The following is a 3,212-nucleotide window of genomic DNA, read 5'->3' as shown; positions in this document are numbered from 1 at the left end:
GTAATGTGCTATGCAGCTTCTCATTATTCTTTGCTAGTTGCTGGTCTATAAACTCAATCCGCTTAATGTCACCAAGCGCCAAGGCCGCAAGTATAAACACTGCGGGTACTGCCCAAAGAAGAAAGTAACTACTAAAAATTAGCGCAGGGATTGCAATCAAAAACTCCCACCACTCTGCTGTTGACATATTGGTTATTCCAGAATCCACTCATAAACGTTGTAAGCTTTATCGCCCAAATACTCGCCGGCTTTGCCACCATAGTATCCGCTAGTAAGGCCGCCTACCACAAAAGCYGCTGGCACGGCGACTGCAATTACCGGTGCCGAAGCAATACCCATGGCTCCCAAAAGTAATGCGGTTCCGCCAGCCGCAAGTTGACCGCCAACTGTGCCTGCTGGGATTGAGCTCATAAATCCTCCGACTTTTTGTGCAGTTGTTCTCCCACATTCACCATAACTATCAACATTACAGGCTTCATAAATGCTATCTGCGACACTTGCACCACCTAGCATTAATCCAACGTAACCACCAGCGCGTGATGCATCTACCCCAATAGAGATATTCGCGATGCGCTTTCCGAGATTACTCACATAGCCTTTGCTAATAATTTCGTCAGCGTGATGAATGACGGATTTAGTTGAAAGCTTTAGGTTACGCCTAACTTGGGTATATAAGGGGAGTTTTACGCTGCGCTTGGACAAACGCGCGAATGAGTCATCAAGCTTTTTGAACAAGCTTGCGCGTTGAGCAAAAAACGTGGCACTGGGTTTACCGTTCTTGGCCAAATCGTCGACATAGAGCTCATTGATCTCTGACAAGATGCCTTGAATATTCTCTAGGTGTTTTTGAACAAATCCGGCGGCGATACCCACTCCGATAGAGGCATAATCATAATACTTACCGGACTCGCTTTCATCGATGGTACACAAGGCGTCGTCAGCAAAATAGTCAAGTAGCTCCAAATGACGATTAACCAATGAAAGAGAATCATCGCTCAGTTTTCCCAGCTCTAGGCTGCCTATTGCCGCTTCGTCTTGGAGCGCGCTTAGCGCCTCTTTCTCTTTAGTGGTTCTTGGCTCGGCGGTAGGAATAACAACGATCTCTCCTTCTCTCACGGGTTCGTTGAGGTGCGTATTCGCTTGCTTGATAAGCTTTTGCTTTTCCTCAGGTGTATCGTCGGTAAATAGCGCTTTCCATAGTGCACTCTGAGGTTGGGTTTTAGGCGATTGCATCCAAGCCAAATCAAATGCAGCAGCTTGTGTTTTTTGCCAGTTATCTTCGCTTTCTTCGATCCGCGCTTTGCGTTGACGAGTGACCTTTTGTTGCGTGCTTTCTTGAACTGGTGCGGGTTCAGATGCAGCACTGATACTAGGAATAGAGCCACCACTGGCAAAGTTCTTTGCCTCTGCACGTTTAACGGCTTCTTTGCTTTCCTGCATCAATCTTTGATTGACACAAGCCGCACAGTTACATGTTTCAGGATTTTTGAAAAATGGACAACGATAAGACTGTGTCGATGTGAAGAAAGTCATCTGCGTTTTCTCTTGAGCCAACTAAGCGGGTATCACCAGTGAGCAAAGCATATTGCTCAGTCCCCTCAATGGCATGGCCAAGGGGGCTATGATTATTTTTAGCGGCCAATGCTAGCAAAATTCGCGACAAAAGCTCGACTCAATGTGGTCATGGTAGAAAAGCTGCTTTATTTATTGGATCAGTGTCGAATAAATGGTTTTACCCCTTGGTCTAACTCGCGCTGCATTAGAGCCCATATCAACGTTAGCGTGTTGTGTGAGGACTGTATGACGCTTAACTTCCTACCGCACGGCATAGATCAGCAAGCAGGTGTAGCTGACGTAGCATATAAACAGTAATCCCCCTTCGGCGCGGTTGATTTCTCGCGTTTTGCCAAAGCGCATTGAGACCAGCAGCAAGAGTACCGTCACGGCGAGCATCACCATCCAGTCTCGCCAGAAGACTTCTTCAGTGATGTCGCGAATTGGCTCGATGGCGCCGGCAATACCAATTACGGCAAGGGAGTTAAAAATATTGGAGCCGACTACGTTGCCTACGGCAATATCGTGCTCTCCTTTGCGGGCGGCGATAATCGAGGCGGCCAACTCGGGCAGGGAGGTCCCTAATGCGACTATGGTTAAGCCAATAATAAGATCGCTGACGCCCAGCTGTTGGGCGATCTCAACGGCACCCCACACCAAGATGCGTGAGCTAACAACTAATAGTGCGAGCCCGATCACCAGCCACATTATTGCCTTTTTCAGCGAGAGAGTTTGCTGAGTGAGCTCGGCATCCATCTCGATGGCGAGGGTGTCTTCTTTGGTTCGCATCCCACGCCACACCGTCCAGCCGATCAGCAGCAAGAAGCCTGCGATCAGCAGCAAGGCTTCGTAGAAGCTAATCGTGAAGTTCCACAACATCACCCCGATAACAAGAGTGATGGCTAACAGAATCGGCAGCTCTGTGCGGACGATGGTGGAATGGACCGCAATGGGCGCAATCAGGGCCGTTACCCCGAGAATTAAGGTAATATTCACGATGTTGGAGCCCAGCGCATTGCCGAGCGCTAATGCGGAGTTACCATCGAACGCGGCCATGGTCGACACTAGAATCTCTGGCAGAGATGTACCAAAGCCCACGACCAGCATGCCAATCAATAAAGGCGGCATTCCCGCATAATGGGCACTCACCGCCGCGCCTTCCACAAACCTTTCCGCACTCCATATCAGAAGTACAAACCCAGCAATAATCGCCAACGTTGCAAGCAGCATATTGTCACCTTAGTTGAAAAGAAAAGTCGTTAAATCGCCTATGTGCTCGCGCCTCGGCCGAACGGATGAAACAACTAAGATTCATTGCGTTAATGCTAGTCGGTGAGTTTTCTACCGCCAACTTGCTGTCGCGTTAAGCCCCGTATTAATGACACAGATTTTTGGCTTTGCAACATAAAAATAAATGGCAGTTAAATGTAAAAAGGAGTGATAACGATTATTAATCGATAAAATTAGATTGCGTCATATGATAGCGAATGAATATAAGTGGCTAATTTTGTAAATGGCTAACGGTCATGTGCAAAGTGTTGTTATTTTTATGTTTTTATTTTTCTTCTTTTTGTTTGTGATTTTAAACTTGTGTTTTATTTTTTTAAAGATTATTTTATCGTTTTTAATTCTGAGGGATTGTTCAGTAAGGTTTACAT

The 3,212-nt window shown here is 46.8% G+C and carries 2 protein-coding genes and 1 pseudogene; all 3 read right to left on the bottom strand.

The genetic code is table 11. The features are described 5' to 3' along the window. Positions 1–187, bottom strand: a pseudogene (locus tag BZJ18_RS17480) (hypothetical protein); the annotation flags it as partial. 5 nt (positions 188–192) lie between these two features. Next, a complete protein-coding gene (locus tag BZJ18_RS16820) occupies positions 193–1,440 on the bottom strand; it encodes a hypothetical protein (protein WP_077458492.1) in 1,248 nt (415 codons plus the stop codon). A gap of 375 nt (positions 1,441–1,815) precedes the next feature. Then, on the bottom strand, positions 1,816–2,784 hold the full coding sequence (locus BZJ18_RS16815; RefSeq protein WP_077458490.1) for a calcium/sodium antiporter: 969 nt from the start codon (positions 2,782–2,784) through the stop codon (positions 1,816–1,818). Positions 2,785–3,212: the final 428 nt, after the last annotated feature.

It is taken from the genome of Salinivibrio sp. IB872 (assembly GCF_001995345.1).
In the GTDB taxonomy this organism is placed as follows: domain Bacteria; phylum Pseudomonadota; class Gammaproteobacteria; order Enterobacterales; family Vibrionaceae; genus Salinivibrio; species Salinivibrio proteolyticus.
This window is presented reverse-complemented; position numbering and strand designations above follow the sequence as displayed.